This is a genomic window from Aerosakkonema funiforme FACHB-1375 (assembly GCF_014696265.1).
GTDB lineage: Bacteria > Cyanobacteriota > Cyanobacteriia > Cyanobacteriales > Aerosakkonemataceae > Aerosakkonema > Aerosakkonema funiforme_A.
In genome coordinates this window covers 1-19,832 of sequence record NZ_JACJPW010000135.1, presented here as the reverse complement: position 1 = coordinate 19,832, position 19,832 = coordinate 1, and the positions used below count along the sequence as shown (strand labels likewise).

At 43.8% G+C, this 19,832-nt stretch carries 15 protein-coding genes, 1 tRNA gene, 1 rRNA gene and 4 pseudogenes; 7 read left to right on the top strand and 14 right to left on the bottom strand.

Annotation, left to right across the window (positions count from 1 at the left end; all coding sequences use genetic code 11):
• Positions 1-109: 109 nt before the first annotated feature.
• The 3 genes from H6G03_RS32515 to H6G03_RS32505 all read left to right on the top strand — a co-directional run bounded on the left by H6G03_RS32515 (position 110) and on the right by H6G03_RS32505 (position 3,736).
• Positions 110-838, top strand: coding sequence for a DUF305 domain-containing protein (locus H6G03_RS32515; protein ID WP_242060514.1), 729 nt, complete (start codon positions 110-112; stop codon positions 836-838).
• 69 nt (positions 839-907) lie between these two features.
• Positions 908-1,102, top strand: a complete 195-nt coding sequence (locus H6G03_RS32510) for a heavy-metal-associated domain-containing protein (RefSeq protein ID WP_190474200.1) — start codon at positions 908-910, stop codon at positions 1,100-1,102.
• A gap of 285 nt (positions 1,103-1,387) precedes the next feature.
• Positions 1,388-3,736, top strand: a complete 2,349-nt coding sequence (locus H6G03_RS32505) for a heavy metal translocating P-type ATPase (RefSeq protein ID WP_190474198.1) — start codon at positions 1,388-1,390, stop codon at positions 3,734-3,736.
• 78 nt (positions 3,737-3,814) lie between these two features.
• Here H6G03_RS32505 and H6G03_RS32500 read toward each other — a convergent pair whose 3' ends face one another.
• Complete coding sequence (locus H6G03_RS32500) at positions 3,815-4,705, bottom strand: carbohydrate ABC transporter permease (protein ID WP_242056786.1); 891 nt, start codon at positions 4,703-4,705, stop codon at positions 3,815-3,817.
• An 18-nt stretch (positions 4,706-4,723) separates the two neighbouring features.
• Here H6G03_RS32500 and purN point away from each other — a divergent pair, with 18 nt between their 5' ends.
• Positions 4,724-5,380 (top strand): phosphoribosylglycinamide formyltransferase, encoded by a 657-nt coding sequence (gene purN, locus H6G03_RS32495; RefSeq protein ID WP_190474197.1) that lies wholly within the window; start codon positions 4,724-4,726, stop codon positions 5,378-5,380.
• A gap of 42 nt (positions 5,381-5,422) precedes the next feature.
• Here the strand turns inward: purN and H6G03_RS39055 are convergent, their stop codons facing one another.
• The gene (locus H6G03_RS39055) at positions 5,423-5,902 is read right to left on the bottom strand and encodes a TOBE domain-containing protein (RefSeq protein WP_190474195.1); all 480 of its coding nucleotides are present in this window, start codon (positions 5,900-5,902) and stop codon (positions 5,423-5,425) included.
• 127 nt (positions 5,903-6,029) lie between these two features.
• Between H6G03_RS39055 and modA the strand changes: the two genes are divergently transcribed.
• Entirely contained in the window at positions 6,030-6,827 is a 798-nt protein-coding gene (gene modA / locus H6G03_RS32485) for a molybdate ABC transporter substrate-binding protein (RefSeq protein ID WP_190474192.1), read from the top strand.
• A gap of 105 nt (positions 6,828-6,932) precedes the next feature.
• Positions 6,933-8,783: a molybdate ABC transporter permease subunit gene (gene modB / locus H6G03_RS32480; RefSeq protein WP_190474190.1), complete on the top strand. Its 1,851-nt coding sequence runs from the start codon at positions 6,933-6,935 to the stop codon at positions 8,781-8,783.
• A 169-nt stretch (positions 8,784-8,952) separates the two neighbouring features.
• Here the strand turns inward: modB and H6G03_RS32475 are convergent, their stop codons facing one another.
• From H6G03_RS32475 to H6G03_RS32420, 12 genes and pseudogenes are all read right to left on the bottom strand, one after another.
• Complete coding sequence (locus tag H6G03_RS32475) at positions 8,953-9,741, bottom strand: sulfite exporter TauE/SafE family protein (protein WP_190474204.1); 789 nt, start codon at positions 9,739-9,741, stop codon at positions 8,953-8,955.
• 250 nt (positions 9,742-9,991) lie between these two features.
• Positions 9,992-10,087, bottom strand: a pseudogene (locus tag H6G03_RS32470) (TOBE domain-containing protein); the annotation flags it as partial.
• Positions 10,088-10,097: 10 nt separating this feature from the next.
• On the bottom strand, positions 10,098-10,451 hold the full coding sequence (locus H6G03_RS32465; protein ID WP_190474187.1) for a cupin domain-containing protein: 354 nt from the start codon (positions 10,449-10,451) through the stop codon (positions 10,098-10,100).
• Between the two features lie 48 nt (positions 10,452-10,499).
• Positions 10,500-10,841: a hypothetical protein gene (locus H6G03_RS32460; protein ID WP_190474185.1), complete on the bottom strand. Its 342-nt coding sequence runs from the start codon at positions 10,839-10,841 to the stop codon at positions 10,500-10,502.
• A 46-nt stretch (positions 10,842-10,887) separates the two neighbouring features.
• Positions 10,888-11,349, bottom strand: a complete 462-nt coding sequence (locus H6G03_RS32455) for an ArsC/Spx/MgsR family protein (RefSeq protein WP_190474184.1) — start codon at positions 11,347-11,349, stop codon at positions 10,888-10,890.
• Positions 11,350-11,361: 12 nt separating this feature from the next.
• Complete coding sequence (locus tag H6G03_RS32450; protein WP_199315593.1) at positions 11,362-12,318, bottom strand: type I restriction endonuclease; 957 nt, start codon at positions 12,316-12,318, stop codon at positions 11,362-11,364.
• Positions 12,319-12,945: 627 nt separating this feature from the next.
• Positions 12,946-13,032 (bottom strand) — tRNA-Ser (locus H6G03_RS32445).
• 50 nt (positions 13,033-13,082) lie between these two features.
• On the bottom strand, positions 13,083-15,371 hold the full coding sequence (locus H6G03_RS32440; RefSeq protein WP_190474181.1) for a ComEC/Rec2 family competence protein: 2,289 nt from the start codon (positions 15,369-15,371) through the stop codon (positions 13,083-13,085).
• A 16-nt stretch (positions 15,372-15,387) separates the two neighbouring features.
• A complete protein-coding gene (locus tag H6G03_RS32435; RefSeq protein ID WP_190474180.1) occupies positions 15,388-15,867 on the bottom strand; it encodes a DUF4079 domain-containing protein in 480 nt (159 codons plus the stop codon).
• A gap of 102 nt (positions 15,868-15,969) precedes the next feature.
• Positions 15,970-16,542, bottom strand: a pseudogene (locus tag H6G03_RS32430) (glycine--tRNA ligase subunit alpha); the annotation flags it as partial.
• Positions 16,543-16,561: 19 nt separating this feature from the next.
• Positions 16,562-18,360 (bottom strand): annotated as a pseudogene (ltrA, locus tag H6G03_RS32425) (group II intron reverse transcriptase/maturase).
• Positions 18,361-18,938: 578 nt separating this feature from the next.
• Positions 18,939-19,283 (bottom strand): annotated as a pseudogene (locus H6G03_RS32420) (glycine--tRNA ligase subunit alpha); the annotation flags it as partial.
• A gap of 366 nt (positions 19,284-19,649) precedes the next feature.
• Here H6G03_RS32420 and H6G03_RS32415 point away from each other — a divergent pair.
• Positions 19,650-19,832: ribosomal RNA gene (locus H6G03_RS32415) — 16S ribosomal RNA — on the top strand; the annotation flags it as partial.

Here is a 19,832-nt window from a genome sequence, read left to right as displayed (position 1 = left end):
AAATACCAGCATTTTACGTTGTTGTGCCTGACATAAATTATTCTAGCACGAATCAAGAAAAGTCCCCCTGGAAGGGGGAGGCTTTAGACCCATTAATTTCGGTAAAGTTATGTCACTCAAAAAAAGATTATTAATCGCTCTTGTAAGCAGTGGTGCTGGTGTTACCACAACATTAGCTAGTAGCTACTTCACATCGGGAACTGTAGCATTGCCAATAAAAGGTGCAAATTCCCCATTGCCTAGAGATATGATGAATTGCCGGATGCAAACCACAGGTTTAGCACCGACAGGCATGGGTATGATGTCGTCGATGCAGGTGCAAAATGAGTTTGATTACCTCACCAAAATGATTCCTCATCACGAAGAAGCGATTGCTACAGCCAAGCTTCTCAAAGCGGGGACAAATCGCCCTGAAATGAGAAAATTTGCTGACGATATTATCCGCGTTCAAAGTGACGAAATCGAAAAAATGCAGGCATGGCTGAATCGATGGTATCCATCTCAGAAAGCTGAAGTACAATATATGGCGATGATGCGAGATCTAACGAATCTCAAAGGAGACGCTTTAGATCGAGCGTTCCTAGAAGATATGCGGATGCACCATATGGGTGCCATTATGATGTCGCAACGTCTTTTAGTGGGTAATCTAGCACAACACAACGAGGTGAAGACACTCGCACAAGAAATTCGGACTGCTCAACGTAACGAAATTCATCAAATGCAAGCTTGGTTGCAAACCTGGTTTGGTAATACAACCATGATGAGACATCGCAATTATCCCGCCGGTACAAGCAATTCTACCAATCGTCGCTTTGGCATGGGTGGAATTGGCAGATAAAATTTCAAGCAAACGAACGAGGTAAGGGCGATCGTATCTATTTGATTTTCACAAACAAAGGAGAATTTTATGGCACTAGAATTGACAGTTCCTTCTATGGCTTGTTCTGTTTGTGCAGACAAGATTACCAAAGCAGTCCAAAAAGTCGATCCAAATGCTCAGGTACAAGCCGATCCCAAATCTAAGATAGTTAGCATTCAAACACAGCACCCTGAGACAGACATTAAACACGCGATCGTTCAAGCAGGTTATCCAGTCGCCTAAATTAATTAAAAGTTAAAAATTTATAATATAAATATTAAGTATATTATTAAATTTTTAACTTTTGATTCGTTTGAAAAAAGAATAAAATAAAAAACAAAATAAGGTTATTGTCTAGATCGATATCCCTTAGAAATACTAGCCACATAACCTACGATGAAAATAAAAACTAACCTTGTCAGTCAGACGATCGCTTTGGTATTTTTATTAAATATATGTTAAGGCTGGGTATAGCTCCGCATAAAAAATATTTAATAAAACTTCCTCTAACAAAAAAGGTGGTAAAGGATGAAAACAGAGTATCTACGATTAGAAGGGATGGGCTGTGCTGCTTGTGCGTCTAACATTGAGCAAGCCATCAAATCTGTACCGGGAGTTATGGACTGTAACGTTAACTTCGGGATGGAACAGGCTACTGTTAAGTATCATCCGCAGCGCACAAGTTTAGAAAATATTCAACAGGCTGTCGCCGACGCAGGATATACAGCACAACCGCTGCAAGAACTGGGAACTGGTGAGGACGATCGCGAAAAAACATCCCGTCAAAAAGAACAGCAAATATTGCAACGTAAAGTGATAGTAGGGGCAATCATCAGCATTATACTAATTGTCGGTTCACTCCCAGCAATGACCGGCTTACATATACCATTCATACCGATGTTTTTGCACAATGCTTGGGTGCAATTAGTGTTAACAACGCCAGTGCTATTATGGTGCGGTCAATCGTTTTTCAAAGGAGCTTGGAAATCAGTAAAACGGCGCATCGCGGATATGAATACTCTGATTGCTCTCGGTACAGGTGCAGCATATTTACATTCTTTGGTTGCGACTGTTTGGCCGCAGTTATTTGTGGAAACAGAAGAACCTGCCTTACAACCTGATGTTTATTACGAGAGTACGGCTATTATTATTACTTTAATTTTGTTAGGACGATTTTTGGAAAATCGCGCCAGGGGACAAACATCAGAAGCTATTCGCAAACTGATGGGTTTGCAAGCAAAAACTGCTCGCGTGATTCGCGCAGGAGAAGAAGTAGATGTTCCCATTGCTGAAGTTACAGTTGGTGAGATAATTGTAGTTCGTCCTGGCGAAAAAATTCCCGTTGATGGAGAAGTAATTGAAGGTAGCTCAACGGTAGACGAAGCAATGGTGACAGGAGAAAGTTTGCCTGTGAGCAAACATTCGGGGGATGAAGTAATTGGAGCGACAATAAATAAAACTGGTAGTTTTAAATTCCGTGCATCGCGAGTAGGAAAAGATACTGTTTTGGCTCAAATTGTCAAATTAGTACAACAAGCTCAAGGTTCTAAAGCACCCATTCAAAGATTAGCCGATCGCATCACAGGATGGTTTGTGCCGACTGTAATTGCCATTGCGATCGCAACCTTCATTATCTGGTTTAGTCTCATAGGTAACTTGACACTAGCTTTAATGACTGCTGTCGGCGTCTTAATTATTGCTTGTCCTTGCGCGTTGGGTTTAGCTACACCCACTTCCGTGATGGTAGGCACCGGTAAAGGTGCAGAAAACGGCATTTTAATTAAAGGTGCAGATAGTCTGGAACTCGTCCATAAAATCGAAACCATTGTATTCGATAAAACTGGTACTCTCACAGAAGGAAAACCAACCGTAACAAACTACGTAACGGTTTTAGGAACTGCTCACAGCAACGAAATCAAACTTTTGCGATTAGCAGCTGCTGTAGAACGTTATTCAGAACATCCTTTGGCAGAAGCAATTGTTAATTACGCCAAAGCTCAAGGCGTTGATTTTCCGCTACCAGAAGCTGAAAAATTTCAAGCAATTGCTGGGAGTGGTGTGCAAAGTATTGTTTCTGGAAGACTTGTACAAATCGGTACACAGCGGTGGCTGCAAGAACTGACGATCGATACTGTAAATTTTGACGTGCCATTGCAAAATTACCAAGCGCAGTGGGAAGCAGATGGCAAAACAGTTGTTTGGATAGCAGTAGATGGAGAAGTGCAAGGATTAATAGGTATTGCCGATACTCTCAAAGTTTCTTCGGCTAATGCTATAAAAGCGCTGCAAAAGCTAGGTTTACAAGTAGTTATGCTGACAGGAGATAATCGAAAAACAGCTGAAGCGATCGCACATGATTTAGGGATCGATCGCGTCTTTGCCGAAGTACGTCCCGATCGAAAAGCAACTGTTATCCAATCTCTTCAAGCGGAAAACAGTCACAAAATTTCTAATTCAAAATCCCTATTCTCACGTAAAATCCTGGCAAGGAAACAAAATCGTAAATCCGTTGTCGCAATGGTCGGAGATGGAATTAACGACGCACCTGCGCTAGCGCAAGCGGATGTAGGCATTGCGATCGGTACCGGTACAGATGTAGCGATCGCAGCCAGCGATATCACGCTAATTTCTGGAGATTTACAAGCGATTGTCACAGCTATTCAACTCAGTCGCGCCACCATGCAAAATATTCGTCAAAATCTCTTCTTTGCCTTTATTTACAATGTCGCCGGAATTCCGATCGCAGCTGGTATTCTGTTCCCCTTCTTTGGTTGGTTACTCAATCCAATTATTGCAGGCGCAGCGATGGCTTTCAGTTCTGTTTCTGTTGTAACTAACGCACTGCGCTTGCGAAACTTTCAGCCGAAAAGTATTTAGTTGGTAGGGTGCGTTAATGTGGTGTAACGCACCTGTATTTTACCAGCAATCCGAAAGTTACAAATTAGATAAATTTCCTCATTTTTGCTCACCCCAACTACGCAATTGTAGATAAACCAACAACAGCGTTACTGCTAGCAAAACTGTGGCTGCTGCGGCTGCATAACCAAAATCAAATTGGCCAAATGCTTGGTCGTAAATATAGTAAACCAACAAGTTAGTAGAATTTAAAGGCCCGCCTCCAGTAATCACATAAACTTGCTCGAAACTTCGCAGCGTAAAAATTGCTGTAGTGACAGTAGCAAATACTAAAGTCGATCGCAAACTCGGTAGAGTAATATGCCAAAATTGTTGCCAGGAATTCGCGCCATCTAACTCGGCTGCTTCGTAAAGTTGTTGTGGAATTACTTGCAGTCCCGCTAAAAACACTACCATATTGAAACCGATCTGTTTCCAGGTACTTAATAAAATCAATACAGGCATTGCCCAAGTTGTGCTAATCAGCCAGGGAATTGGTTGAATGCCGATCGCATTCAGAAACGCATTAACTGACCCATCAGTTTGAAAGAGCCAGCGAAATCCCAATCCAACTGCAACTAGAGAGGTAATGGAGGGGATGAAATAAGCAGTTCGCAGTATACCCCGCCATTTTAAGGCGCGATTCAACAATACTGCCAATCCCAAAGGAATAACTAAGCTGGGAATGACTGTGGCAATTGTAAAATAAGCTGTGTTAGCCACAACTTGCCAAAAATCTGGGGTCACGATTAAGCGCCAGTAGTTCCGCAATCCCACCCAGCGAGTACCGGCTTGAGTAAAGTTACCTGCTGTAAAGCTTAAGTAAAACAGGTAGGCGATCGGCCACAAGACAAACACACCGAGTAAAATCAGTGCCGGAGCTAAAAAAATCCAGGCCGCGATCGCATCATTGTCCAACCAAGATTTACCATATACTTTTGGCCTCAGCAAAGTTTCCTCCCAGTTGCCATGACTGCCAATCCCATATCAGTTGATTCTACCCCCAGTCTCATTTCGCCCGATGTTCCGCTCGATCGCTCAATCCCAGCCGTACCTTTAAAATTGGGTATCATGGCTTCTGGGAATGGTAGTAACTTTGAGGCAGTTGCAGAAGCGATCGCATCTGGAGAACTCAATGCCAAAACACAAGTATTGATTTACAATAATCCTGACGCCAAAGTCGTCGCCAGAGCAGAACGTTGGGGTGTTCCTTCTCTCCTCCTCAATCACCGAGATTATCAAAAGCGAGAAGATTTGGATGCCAAAATTGTGGAGACTTTCCAACAATTCGGCGTTGAGTGGGTCATTATGGCAGGTTGGATGCGAATTGTTACCCCGGTATTAATTGATGCTTTTCCGAATCGGTTGATTAACATTCATCCCAGCTTGTTACCCAGTTTTCGGGGTGTCCGCGCTATCGAACAAGCTCTCGCTACTGGTGTAAAAATTACTGGTTGTACGGTTCACCTAGTTGTCCCGGAAGTGGATAGCGGCCCAATTTTGATGCAAGCTGCCGTACCGATACTGCCAAATGATACTTCGGAAACGCTGCACGCGAGAATACAGGTGCAGGAACATCGGATTTTACCGAGAGCGATCGCCTTAGCTGCCAAAATATATAAATGAAAAAGCAAGGGAGAGGGAAGAGGAATTTTGAATGAGTGACTTTTAACTCCCTCCTGCTGCAATCATCACACTGCTCGATTTAATCACCGCGAAGACTTCTTTTCCCTTCTTTAACCCCAGCTTGTCCGCCGATGTACGAGTAACAATCGATACTAGCTCTACTCCCGGTGCGATCTCCAGGGTAACTTCCACATTCACGCTCCCTTTGACAATTCGTTTCACTTTTGCTGTCAAGAGGTTGCGGGCACTGATTTGTACAGACTGTAACGTTGCTGTATTGATTGACTCGTTCGCGACGCTCACCGAAGGTATCGCTTCTTCTGCTTCTTCCTCTAAATCCTCGGAAAAATCGATCGCGTTGACATCAAACGGGGCAGAGGAAAGAGTTTTCCCCATCTGCCGAATCATTTCTCGCAAGATTTCTGTTTTAGTGCGCTGGGTCTGCTGGCTCATCTGTTCCAGAATTCGCCGTTCTTCATCTGAGGATTGGAAGGTAATCCACCCTTGCTCTTTTCTTGGCATTTTTTGATACCAAATAGGTTGGTATAAAGTTGGTATGATAGCCCGATGGTTATATATTCCAGCGGTAAATCGATGTTCGATTTCCCCGATCTAACCATAGCAACGCTACCCTGCCAACTCAAGTCTTATGAAACGAAGACGCATTCTCGCCTTTCTGAGCGGATTTCTAGCAACTCTCCTGCTAGCGATCGGCTTCAAGGTACTCATACCCGTTCCAGCCAAAGCGCAGTCTACCACACTTCTAATTGGAGCCGCAGCTAGTTTGCAAAATGCCCTGCAACAACTCGATCCCCTCTTTGAATCTGCCAATCGAGGCATTACAGTCAACTACAATTTTGCCGCCTCTGGGCCACTTCAACAGCAAATCGAGCAGGGCGCACCGATCGACCTATTCATTTCTGCGGCAAATAAACAAATGGATACCTTGCAGCAGAAAAATTTGATTGTAACCGATACTCGTCGCAACTTACTAACCAACAGCTTAGTTCTAGTAGTACCCAGCAACTCGACATTACAGCTGACAAACTTCCGACAGTTAACCGACTCAAACATCAAAAAGATTTCCGTTGGAGAGCCACGTAGCGTCCCGGCTGGGCAATATGCGGAAGAAGTGTTTAAAAATCTAGGAATTTTAGCACAAGTGCAACCCAAGCTCGTTTACGGCAACTCAGTTCGGAATGTTTTAGGAAGTGTAGAAAGTGGTAACGCAGATGCCGGAATTGTTTATGCCACTGATGCCAAAATTTCTAACCAGGTCAAACAAGTAGCAACTGCTCCCAGTAACTTGCACTCTGCGATCGTTTATCCAATGGCAGTAATTACAGCCAGTCGCAATCAGCAAGCCGCTCGTACCTACGCTCAATTCTTAACGAGCGGACAAGCTCAAGCTGTATTTAGGCAATACGGCTTCGGCATTGCTCGATAGAAACTGACCTATTGAATCATAGTTGGCTCAAAGAAATTGCAAGTTTCAAATGAAGCTAGCTACATCATTCCCTCCTCACACTTTTTATTGATATACCTCGTTGTTATGACTGCCGATCTTTCCCCGTTATGGATTTCGCTGAAAACCGCAGGGCTTGCAACCATTGCCATATTCTTTACAGGGATTGCAGCTGCCTACTGGATGTTGGGTTATCGAGGACGCTGGAAGTCAGTCATTGAGGGCATTTTTGTTTCGCCGTTGATTCTGCCGCCTACTGTTGTGGGCTTTATATTGCTGTTGTTGTTTGGCAAAAACGGGCCGCTGGGTCACTTAACGGCTCAGTTTGATTTTACAGTCGTCTTTAGCTGGTACGCGGCAGTTATTACGGCGACAGTTGTGGGTTTTCCCTTGATGTACAAAACCGCATTAGGGGCATTTGAGCAGGTCGATCGCAGTTTGCTGCAAGTTGCCCAAACACTGGGCGCATCAAAAGCACGCATTTTCTGGCGGGTGTTGCTGCCGCTTTCCGTCCCCGGTATTCTGGCGGGAACAATGCTGGGATTTGCACGAGCGTTAGGAGAATTTGGCGCAACGTTGATGTTAGCCGGAAATATTCCCGGTCAAACTCAAACTATTCCAATGGCAATTTACTTTGCGGTGGAAGCAGGGGCTATTAATGAAGCTTGGCTGTGGGTAATCGCAATTATGACGATCTCGCTATCGGGGATCGTGGCAGTAAACTTGTGGCAGAAGCAATACGAGCGCAAGATTCAAGGGAAGTTTGGAGTAGTTGAAGCCAATGAACCTGTTAATGGCAGACATAGAAAGACTGAACTTGCCCAAATCGTGCCACTGGCTCGACCCCAGTTACACCAGTTTGAGGAAGGATTGTTAGTTGATATTGAGAAACAGCTTGCCAACTTTACACTCAAAACTACCTTTACGGCTCAGGAAGAAACATTAGGGCTACTGGGTGGATCTGGCTCTGGCAAGAGCATGACTCTTCGCTGTATTGCTGGAGTAGAAACACCGACCGAAGGACGAATTGTCTTGAACGGTCAGACTTTGTTTGATTCGGAAAAGCGGATCGATGTCCCCAGTCATCAGCGCAAAGTCAGTTTGGTGTTTCAAAACTATGCCTTGTTTCCTCATATGACCGTTGCCCAAAATATTGCCTTTGGCTTGCAGCGTTTACCAAAACGATTGCGATCGCAACGAGTAAATCAACACCTTGCTTTACTGCAATTACAGGGATTAGGCGATCGCTATCCCCATCAACTTTCGGGCGGACAGCAACAAAGAGTTGCCTTAGCAAGGGCGCTAGCAACCGAACCGGAAGCTTTATTACTCGACGAACCATTTTCGGCGCTGGATACTTATCTTCGCAGTCAAGTCGAGCGTCAATTGATCGAAACTTTGTCTACCTATTCTGGTGTGACGTTGTTTGTAACGCATAATTTAGAGGAAGCCTATCGGGTCTGTGAAAAATTGATGGTGATGTCAGGTGGCAAACCGATCGCTTTTGATGCCAAACATCAGATTTTTGAACATCCTCGTACTATTCGCGTTGCACAACTGACGGGATGCAAAAACTTTTCTCGTGCTACTGCTCTGGGAGTGGATAAGATCGAAGCGATCGATTGGGGCGTTACCTTACAAGTCGTGGAAGCTATTCCCGATGACCTGGCAGATGTGGGTATTCGTGCCCATCAAATTAGTCTTATGCCTAATGCTGATTCAAATTTGAATAATACGTTTCCGTGCTGGTTAGCTTCAACCAGTGAAACACCACACCGCATGACACTTTTCCTCAAGTTAAATGCTGCACCTGAAAACGCGCAGGATTACCACGTACAGGCAGAAATTTTCAAAGAGAAGTGGGAAGCAATCAAGAATCATCCGTTTCCTTGGTATGCGCGGTTCGATCCTCTCCGTCTAATCTTAATGGTTGATTAAACCCCAGATAAACAACTCTGCAAAACTCTCTATCCTCTTTGAAAATAACCATTTTTCGTCTTCCGGATGCCATAGCCCCTAGCTATAGCAACCGCGAGTGCGGTTAGGGCATCCTAAAACCCTATAACCAATTCACAGCAAGCTTTTGACTTTTGACTTTTGCTATATATTATGCCGCTGGCTTATGCTTTGTTAATTTCAACGCTGACAATAACAAAATTGTCCCCAGTATTAGGTACAGCAGAGAGCTTGATACATACCTCAACAAATTACTCCCAATAAATGCACCCAGAATTGAGCCTGAAGCCATTGAAACAATAAATTTTTGTTCTGATTCAACTCCCTTTAGCCGTTGCTGACTTTTGTATTTGAATAGACCCATCACAATTGTGGGAATGCTAATCGCAAGGCTCAAACTACCCGCCAATTTAATGTCAACTGCAAATACCAGAATAATTGTTGGAATAATCAACTCACCGCCTGCTACACCTAGCATACTGCTGAATATGCCAATCACAATTCCCGCTGCAAACGCTATGCTGATTTTCAATAGACTTGGCAGTTGCAAACTTCCCAAACTGAAGATGAGATTATGCCCTATCAATACAAAGCTTATAAAAATTAGAAAAACTACGATAACTCGATTTAACGCTCGTTCGTTAATTCGGGTTGCATAGTGAACTCCAACATAAGAACCGATGAGAGAGCCTGCCAGAATATTGACGATCGCTACCCAATTTGCTGCAACATTCTCAAGACCAATAACGTGATTCCGAAAAATAAACGAGAATATTACTGTTACAAGGCTCACGATGAGATTAATAACGATCGCTTGTAGGGTGTGATAGTTAAATACGCTCAGTAAAATCGGTAAGCGGAACTCTGCACCACCCAAACCGATTAGCCCACCAAGAACTCCGACCAAAGCACCCCAAGCAAACGCCGACATATTCCGCATTGACATACACACATCTACAACAGAGACATTATGAATAGTTTACTTTGACCCCAGTGGGATCGACTTAGAAATCATTGGTTTCGACTGTCTCAGATGTAGGCTTCGGCTCCTCCTTGCGGGTTTGATATGATGTCCGCCAAATCAGCCATAATATAAATTGCTGAAACCCTTGTTTTAAAAGCTTTGTAATTATGGCCAATTGGCAGGACATTTGATGACTTACTCGTTGCGTTCAAAGCGATCGAACGGTCTAATCGACGGCGATCATCACATCTGATGACTTGATTACTGCGTACACTTGTTTCCCTGCTGTCAGTCCCAAGTTTTCCGCCGATGCTTTGATAATCACTTGTAGATTAAGGATGTTCCTGACAATCGTCATGGCGATCGACTATTTTTAAGAAGGCTAAATTAGCGATCGCATTCACGGAATGAACCGCGTTGGCAGGCATGGCAACAAACACACCCGGCTCTAGCGCGATTTCTTGTCCTTCCAATGTGAAAACTCCTTGTCCTTCAATGACGGTAATAAATCCATCATGGGACGAAGTATGGCTGTTTAAAACAGTTCCTGCTTTTAAGCAGACTAAGATTGCTTGGCGTTTTTCGTCTTTAGTAACGATCTGGCGGCGTACTCCTGAGTCTCCATATTCAATTAGATCGCGCAGTTGAGTAGCGAATCCAACCAGTTTTGTTGTGGAAGTAACCATGATATGAACCTCTCAATACAATACAAATCGATTTGACTTATTTCTGGCTTATGCACCAGTTTCGACTTCAAAGTAGATGTTTTTCTTGTCTCCAGGAATAACCTCTATTCTGCTGCTTTGGGTCACGCGAGACAAATATTCGCTGATGTTTTCCATATTGCCAACAATGTCCCAGTAGGTTTCAGCATCAGGACAGAAAATCTTCAGTGTTGGCACGTCTTGGTTTGTTGTCAGTGACCACTGGCATTGAGTCAAGAGTGTTTGCGTAATGCGATCGCAACCTGCATAAAAATGGTTGCTCACAGCTTCCTGAAGTTGTGACAGTAAGTCTCGATCTACAGATGTGCAAATGGGAGCCAGATCGTCGGGAGGAAGAATGAACGTTTTCATAAGTAACTCGCTCAAAAGTATTAAACTCGATTAATTTGGTGAGATTTTATTCAACAACTTTACAAGGGGTAGGATGTGGCTGATTGCTGTTGGGACAAGTTTGTAAATCTTGCTGGATTAAGTTATCTCGAACAACCTGGTAAGACTTATCTATTGCTTCTAACCCAATCCAGGCTGCAATTTTATTACTGTCAAAGCCAACTTCCCGGCGCTCGCCAACTTGTATGAGGGGACGACGAATCAATAGAGGGTCTTCGAGCATCAAATTTAAGGCAGTTTCTGCATCCAATAGCGCGGGAACAATCTTCCCTGATTTAATTGAAGGTGCAGTGTAATTAAACCATTCTGTAACTGGCAAATTCCCAAAAAATGGCCTTAGTGTTTCAACAGTCCAGGATTGAGTCAACAAATTATAAGCTTCAACGATATGTCCTGCCGCTGACAACAATGCTTTTTGCTTTTTGTTGTTGATACAGCCTGGTTTTTCATAAAAGATAACAGTTGTCATTTGATTTCCTCCTCAATGATGTTTAGAAAAGTGACAAATTCGTCCTGCATCGCAGGTTAAGCTAGTAAAATTCTTTGACTTGGGAATATTAATTGTACAAAATGAATGAGAACGTAATTTCTTGGTTAACTTTGTCCGGCTTTGTCGAAATACAAGAAAATGCTGCATAATTTCAAAAAAACGACGCTTATCGAAAATACCTCCTATTAAGGTTTCTATTTCACCATGTCCTGAGAAAGGAATATCTTCTCCGTTAACTGATCGAATGGGAATAAACTGTTTCCATTGGCTGGTGAGTGTACCAATACGAGATTGCGTTCCATTGGAAAGCACCAGCAACTCATTGAACGAAAAAAATTTGGGTAGGTGAGCTTGATACTCTTGAAGTTGTAAACAAGCTGCTCGCAGTGACCATGATTTTTCACCTGTATGAACACCATGAAATACTGCTAGTGGTAATCCATTAATAAAGACAACCAGATCCAGGCAATGCTGATAGTCTCCTTCAATTACAGGAAAAGAGTAGATCGCTAACCAATCGTTGTTCAGGAGATTGGAAAAATCTAACAATTGCAAGGTTATCGGTTTACTGCGATCGGTTCCTGAAGAGTTGATTTTTATACCATCCAATAATTGCAGATGCCATTGACGGTTTTGTTGCATTATCGGTATGGAACGATTTGCTGTTAATTCATAAAGGAGATTTTCTATCTCCTGAGGTGAGACATCCGGGTTGATTCGCTGCATTGCTTGACAAAAGCGATCGCTCAGGATGCCGTTGCAATAACTTCGCAAAATTGCCTGATGTCGTCCAGAAACAATATCTGATTGCAACAAAACAGTATAGCCTAACACCTCGAACCAGGTTAGAATACGTTCTACACTCGGTTCAATAGTCTTAGAGGACTTCAGCCACGAAGGGACAGGATCTCTAGTGCGATTGACTGTGTTTTTGGGCGATCGATTCATGAATTCCAGAAAGCGCTAATGGCAATACAGCTAGTTTTTATTGTTTACCAACTATATTGGTATCACACGCCTGTTCTGATTGGCATTTAGCAATTAGGGATGTACTCGCACACGGTAATCTGTTTACAGTCAACGTTTCAAATTTTTTTTGGGTCAGGGTACGAGTATTTCTAGACCAGGTAATAGAAAATTGTAAATTTTCTATTTTACCAAAATTTTCTGCTCTACTAAAATAAAAAAAACCAAAATAATAATATTTTTTCATAAACCAGAAGGGGGTAAAAATTTTGTCCGAAAGCCTTACAACGTTAGCTTTTTAACCCACCCACATTCTCAAAAATTAGCCGTAAATCTGGTACTTTTCTTAGAGATTTAGATGAAAATAATTTGCTAGCGCTTATTTGATGACAACAATTTGGCACAACGACTTACTCAGTTCCGGCCACAAGATTATGTATGGGCGAAGCATTCCGACAATACTATATGGCTTTACAGATCCGCTTTCTCACAGAATGCTTCGCCCTTCTCAGCTTAGGTATTCTTTCATTGGCAAAGGAGTAATTTGTCACATATGACAATTAATTAGCCAGGTACATCCGTTCAGCCACACTCTTCTGCATTTTTCAACGGAGAGGGTGGGATTTGAACCCACGTTGACGTTGCCGCCAAAGCGCATTTCGAGTGCGCCGCATTCAACCGCTCTGCCACCTCTCCAACAGGCGCATGATATATCATAGCGCTTTTCGCGATAACTTGCCAGCCCTTCACAGCAAAGAAGCTCGATCTTCTGTTAATTCGAGTGTTGTCTCAAATTGGCCGTCGGCAGTTAATTGGATGGCCCCACTACGGCTGGGATTGTAGACCTGAGTTTTCGCTTTTTGCAAGTAAGTGGCAGTTTCCGGATCGATCGCGCTAGAAGAAGCGATCGCAACTCCTGGTTGTAGTACTTTCAGCAGTTCCGGCGTTAAACGCTGTCCAGACCACCAAAGCACCAAATTCTTGGACAATTCTCTTTTCTTTGCCAAAAGTTTTTGCTGATCTGGCTGAATATCTCCCAGTAATATCCAGCTTTGTTCTTTGATCTGGAATTGCAATATAGGAAACTCCGCATCAATTAATTTAATTGTTGTCGAGCCGATCTGCAAAGTGCGATCGCTTGTCAAAGGTTGGTAAGTTGCCTGACCGAATTGGACTGGATTTAAAGAAAGTTGACTGCTAGAGTCAACTTTTGAGGAAGTATTACCGTAGAAATTGGCAATAGGTAGACGTTCCTGGATTATTGACCATCCTCTGCTCGTTGCCTGCTGGGTAGTTGTAGCGATCGCCCAATCTATTTTATTAATACCTTCCTGTTGCAAAAAAGGTATTACAGCAAACCGCGCTGCATTACTATCTCCACTATTAATTAATGCAACTTTCCCTCGGTCTTGAATCACCATTACAGGTTCCCTACCTGTCGCCAACACAGTCACCTGAAACAAAGTAGTGGACTCTTGCCAAATAGGGATAGCAACGAGAGCGATCGCCACAATTGCAGCCAACCACCAACGGCGATGCCACCAACGTAGAAGCCAAACTAAACAAATTATTCCGTAAAGCGCTATCAATTGCAATATAGATATAGCTCCAACTGCTACAGAATTTCCCGGTAACTGGCAAAAATATTCTACTAGCGCAATCAACCAGTGAGTAGGGTAATACAGCGTCCAAGCTAAAGCGCTTCCTGCCAACGGCCAAATCAATGCTGCTATTGCACTGATAAATCCACCAATACTGATAATTGTGACTAATATTGTCGTCGTTATATTAACCGGAAGACTGTAGGGAGAAATTACTTTAAAAGCGTATAATTGTAACGGTAAAGTCCATAACGAAGCAGCCATTGGGATAGATATTACAGAAGCGAATAGGGGCGGTATCCAGTCCAGCCATTGGATTATTACTGGCGCTGTTACTAACAATCCCAAAGTTGCCAGAAAACTCAGTTGAAAACTCAAATCCCAAATCCACAAAGGATTAAATAGCAGCAATATAGTTGCCGCTATTAAAAAAGAACTAAATTGCCTAATTTTTCGCTTCATTACTAAAGCAATTAAAGCGCCTACTCCCATTACAACCGCTCGTAGGACAGGCGCTTGTACCCCTGCCAAACCTATAAAAAACAAAAGAGATGCAATACCAGAAACAAATTGCACTCTTAGTGGTAAACGTCTTGTCAGAGCTAAAACAATACCTAAAATAAGCGATACTTGAAAGCCAGATGCTGCTAAAGCGTGAGCTAACCCAACCCTAGCAAATTGGTCTCTAATTTCGGGAGATAAATATAAGTTTACTGTTTGACTTCCCAGAACCATTGCACTGACTAATGGCCCTTCAGGAATGCCCAACCAATGTGTCTGGGAGCGAATAATTCTTTGTCTGATCGTCCACCATCCCCATTGAGAACTTGCTTGTTCGTTAATTAGGTTTACCTGACGTCCTTTGAGACCTGCAAAAGCACCTTGTTGAGCTAAATAAGCTTTAAAATCAAAGCTGCCCGGATTGGTGGCGGATTCGGGTTTGTATAAAATACCTGTAACTGCGATCGTTTCTCCAGGATATAAACCTGTGCCTTGAAGTAAGGGTACGGTCACATACAATTTGCCTGTAACCTCTTTGCCTACCTCCACAGGGCGATCGCTACCGACAATTTCATCGAGTTGCGTCACATTTAACCAAAATTGTACCCTTTGACTGCGGGTGAGGCGGGGCATATCCTCTATTTTGCCCCGCACCGTGACTACTTGTTCGAGAGCTTTTTCTTGCAAACTAATATCATTAGTTGCTGGTTTTGGCACTTTTGTCTGGAAATACAGACTTGCCAGCAATCCGACAACACCTGCTGCCACCCATAACCAGGACTTAGGGCCTTTACGCCACAAACGGGGCACCAGTGCTGCCGCTCCTATGCCTAAAGCGAGTACGGCGTAACCCCCCCAAGGAGGAAAAGCCGTAAATAATAGGCCAAGAATATAGGCCAGACAAAGAATAACTCCGCTTGTGGCTGCTCTCATTATTGAAGGTTCGTTTCTAGATTGACAAACCCAGCTTCAACCCCAGCACAGCATGAACGAACAACAAACAAAGTGCTGTACTACCCAAATAGGCATGAACCGTGCGGAACGATGCTTTATCGTTGCCAAAGCGGGTTAGAGCGATCGCGGCGTTGATACCCAGCAGTAACAATACTACAGATCCTGTCCAAAAATGAGGGCTATCTAGTATTGCTTCGTGCTGCATCACCAAGGACAAGACCCCACCAGTGTATCCTGCTGCCAAAAACAGAAACATCCAGGGTGCCACTTTACGATGGTCAGATCGACTTTTATTTGCGGTATCTGTATCGCTAACCAAACGTCCGCGCCATCCAGCCCATCCTACAAAGCTACCCATCACGAAGATGACAATCGCCATCATCAGGGGATGCCCCCAATGAATTATAGGATCGGGAAGTCCCATCTTTCTGAATACATCAGCAATTGGTTCGAGAAGTTGGCTCAGATTACTCACTTTTTCCAGACAATACTCAGTTCTTGGGTTTACTTATGCGATCGAAGTTCGGGATTTGGGTATTACAGATTGGGAATTTTTCCCTGCACCCAATACCCTTCATTAAGATACCAGTTGAACTGGCGACTGCTGCCCAGTCTGTTGGGATTTTAGCAGTGGAAAACCAAGTTTTTCCCGTTGTTGCAAGTAAAGCTGCGCTACTTGCCGTGCCATATTGCGAATTTTACCAATATAGCGAGTCCGCTCGGTTACAGAAATGACTCCTCTGGCGTCCAACAGGTTAAAAGTATGAGAACATTTCAAAACGTAGTCAAGGCTCGGTAAAACAAGCCCTCGCTGAATTAATTGCTCTGCTTCCTGCTGGTAGAGGTTAAACAGGGTAAAGAGCATATCTGAATTGGACGCTTCAAAGTTATAGACACACTGCTCTATCTCACCCTGGAGGTGAACATCTCCGTAGGTGACATTATCTGTCCACTTAATTTTGGCGATCGCATCCGTTTCCTGAAGATACATCGCCAATCGCTCCAGCCCGTAGGTGATTTCGATTGACACCGGACGACAATCAATGCCACCACACTGCTGGAAGTAGGTAAATTGGGTTATTTCCATACCATCTAGCCAGACTTCCCAACCTACACCCCAGGCTCCTACGGCTGCATCCTCGTTAGAGTCGATAGAAGCGTCACCACTTCTACCTCTCCTTCAGAACCGGACATGAGACTTTCACCTCATCCGGCTCCTCAACAACTCCATCCCTGTTATGGATACGATTCAAAACGTTTCATCATGGTTCTTTTTGAGGGAACCATCATTGGCCGTTTTTATGTCGTGACAATGTTTATGTAGAAGCCTGAGATTACCGTAGGCGTCCTTTCCGCCTAACGATTTTGGTATTTCATGGTCAACTTCTACAATGTCTGTACTCGTGAAGTACAGACCACAGTGAGAACATTTACCCTTTTGCCTGTTGAGTAATTTTGAAACTCTATTAGGGGTTCCGGGGTATTTTCCACGTCGCTTGCTCCAGTAAGTCCAGTCCCCGTTGTATGGACTTGCTCTACCTTTCACATTGACGTGCCTTATAATAGGCGTTGCCTTGTGTTGGGCTAGTTCCAGTCCATCCTCGGTGCTAAAACACCATCTTCGGTTGCCTACTGTTCTCCAGTATTTATCCTTGTTGATGTTACCTTTCCCCCTTCTCTTAGCCCAAGCCCTTAATTTCTCATAAGTCAGCATATCCAATTTTGAGAAAATTTCTTTGCTGACCACTGTCGAGTAATAGTTTGACCAGCCCCTAATTATAGGACTCAGCTTGCTTATTAAAGCAGCTTGTGAGGCGGTTTTGTGATTATCTATTACCTCGGCAATTTTGTCCAGATGATTTTTGACTTTGGCTTTGGAGGGGGTGATTATTGTTTTAAAACCTAGCAATTTTCCGTTTGTACTCTTGGCACATCGGTAGTTTCCTACTTTGTACTGTTGAATGTGGAATCCCAGAAAATCAAACCCTACATTACCTTCAAGTTCCTTGTAGGTGTGAGTTAATTTGGTTTTGCTTGGTTTTAATTCCAGTCCGATATCACTCAACCAATCTGCAATTACTTTCTGGCAAGTTTTTACGACATTGATATCCTCGTGTATTATCACGAAGTCATCTGCGTATCGAATTAGGCTTAGGGATGTACGGTTGCGCTCTTTCCCTTTATCCCCTTTTAGCGTTTCCGCGTATTGCTTAACCCGTTCTTCCATACCATGTAGGGCAATATTAGCCAATAGCGGTGAAATAACCCCGCCTTGTGGTGTACCTTCATTGGTAGGGAATAACTCTCCTTGGTCAACTACCCCGGCTTTGAGCCATGCACGTAACTGCCGTCTCATCGTCGGGAATGTGTCGATCTTTTTCAGTAACGCTTCATGGTTTATACGGTCAAAGCATTTAGCAATATCAGCGTCAAGCACGTATTTGGCCTTAGTTTTGATACTACTAAAAATTGCTTCAATCGCATCGTGGCACGAACGTCCTGGTCTAAAGCCGTAGCTATTTGGCTCGAATTTAGCCTCCCATTCCGGCTCTAGCGCTAGTTTTAGTAGCGCTTGCAATGCCCGGTCATGTATTGTCGGTATTCCTAACGGTCGTTTCTCGTCTGTCCCTGGTTTGGCAATCATTACCCTACGGGCTGGTTTGGATTTACCAGTGATTCTCAGGTTCTTTGTTAAGACGATACGTTGCTTTGGGGACAGTGTTTTCGCACCATCCACACCAGCCGTATTCTTGCATTGGTTGTCCTGAGTGACTCGTCTAACCGCAATACACCTTGCAGACCAAGACCTAATCAAGGTCTTTTGGAGTTTGCGAACTGCTTTAACATCACCACGTTCACTCGCTTGGAATATTCTCTTTTGCAACTTGAAAGTTACTCGTTCTAGCTTTCGCCAGTTGAGGTCTTGCCATTCCACCATCAGATTGTTCTGTGTATTAGACGTATTCATTGCTACTTGGTCTTATCCTGTGGAGTTATCGTGTATCCGTCTGCATATCCTTGCCATTACAGCAAGGCGTTCGCTTCTGATACAATCCTTCTCTCTTACGCCGTTCGTTAGCTACTTACTGATAATCGACCTTACCAGAGGTTTAAGAGAGTTACTTCGTTCCAATTACACTCAGTTGAATCTTTAGCGTGATGCTGTCCACCGGGTTTCTGGGCAGTGCTTATAAGTCGGAACGTGGAACCGCTTATGCCCTATCCTTGCCTTTTGGCTTGGTCTTATTCAGCCGTTAGACCATATGGAATTAACGATGGTTCTGACACATCTTCGCTTTCGCTACGCATGGATTCTTGCTCGACAGTTACCGAATTCGGCTATCAGTATTTCTGCCTTTTATCCCCGCTTTACCCTGATGGTTGCTACTCATCAAAATAGGGGATACGCTTTTCCCTCTGCACTTGAGAGCCAGGACTAGGGGAGGTACCCCGCACCTAGAAGTGTAATCAGCTGTCACCAACCTTATCGGTTGGGCTAACCGTCCCGCAAGCTTTTCAGCTTACTTTAGGTTAAACGAATCGCACCCAATTATCTTCCACAAACCGAATATCCCGATCTTCGGGACGGATACCCAGCGCCCTCAAAGAATCCAGATATATCTCTTGGATGTTATCCGGTGAAGGTTTGATCAGGACTTGGTACTGATAGTAGTGCTGAAAGCGATTCGGATTTTCGCCATAGCGTCCATCTCCCGGACGGCGACAGGGTTCCACGTATGCAACTGCCCAAGGTTCGGGGCCGATCGCTCTCAGAAAGGTATGAGGATTTTTAGTGCCTGCACCTTTCTCTATGTCATAGGGCTGGGCGATCAGGCAACCGCGATCGCTCCAAAACTGACTGAGTGTGGCAATGACCGACTGAAAATTCACAAATTTTTTCCTGCTGCGCTTTGACTAACTCCATCATTTTGGCCGAAAAGCTGCCTGGTGAGACCGTTTGAGCCATCAAAAAAAAAATTTGCCAAACCGCTTGACACTTCTTGGCAGGCTTGTTACATTAATAAAGCGGCGAGAGAAACGCAGCGAAAGCGGCGGCTCGAAACGCACCGAACCTAGAAAAAATTAATAGTTTGAAAGCCAGAATAACACTAAAACCTCGTCAAGGAAACAACTTAAACAAAAAAGTTCCGGAAGCGAGAAACTAAAGCTCAAAAAGCTTTAGAAAAAAGCTTCTGGAGTCATTCAAACGCTTCAAAAACTCTTCCTATTTTGAAGAATTGAAAATAGGAACAGAACAAAACGGAGAGTTTGATCCTGGCTCAGGATGAACGCTGGCGGTATGCTTAACACATGCAAGTCGAACGGGGGTAGAAATACCCTAGTGGCGGACGGGTGAGTAACGCGTGAGAATCTAGCTTCAGGTCGGGGATAACAGAGGGAAACCGCTGCTAATACCGGATGAACCTACGGGTAAAAGAT